The organism is Pseudoduganella buxea (genome assembly GCF_009720835.1).
Classification (GTDB): domain Bacteria; phylum Pseudomonadota; class Gammaproteobacteria; order Burkholderiales; family Burkholderiaceae_D; genus Rugamonas; species Rugamonas buxea.
Genome location: NZ_WNKZ01000240.1, coordinates 1 through 590, shown reverse-complemented (window position 1 = coordinate 590; position 590 = coordinate 1). Strand labels below are relative to the sequence as shown.

Genomic DNA, 590 nt, shown 5'->3' with positions numbered 1-590 from the left:
ACACGGCGAGCCTGCGCGACATCTGCTATACGGCCGCCACGCGCCGCGAGCATTTCCGCTGGCGCCTGGCGGCCGTGGGCCAATCGCGCCGGCAACTGGCCGAGGCCCTCGACGCCATCGCCGATGGCGGCGGCGCCAGCAGGGACGTGGCGCTGGGACAGGTCAAGGGCCGAGCGCCCCGCCCCGTGTTCGTGTTCACCGGCCAGGGCGCGCAATACCCCGGCATGGGCGCCGAACTCTACGAACGCCACGCGGCATTTCGCGCGGCCATCGACCGCTGCGAGGCGCTGTACCTGGCCCGCCGCGGCACCAGCCTGAAGGCCCTGATGTGGCAAGGTGACGAGGCCGCGCTGGCGTGTACCGAGCACACCCAGCCCGCCCTGTTCGCGCTGGAGTACGCGCTGGCGCAGTTGTGGCGGTCCTGGGGCATCGAACCGGCCGCCGTGATCGGCCACAGCGTGGGCGAATACGTAGCCGCGCACGTGGCCGGCGTGTTCTCGCTGGAGGATGCCTTCGGCCTGCTGCTGTTGCGCTCGGAACTGATGGGAGCCTTGCCCGCCGGCGGTGCCATGCTGGCGCTGCAAGGACCC

The 590-nt window shown here is 71.9% G+C and carries 1 protein-coding gene; it reads left to right on the top strand.

Going from position 1 to position 590, the window contains the following annotated elements; genetic code table 11:
- Window positions 1-590, top strand: a 590-nt coding sequence (locus GM672_RS27800) for an acyltransferase domain-containing protein (RefSeq protein ID WP_155473699.1), incomplete at both ends; no start/stop codon positions are given.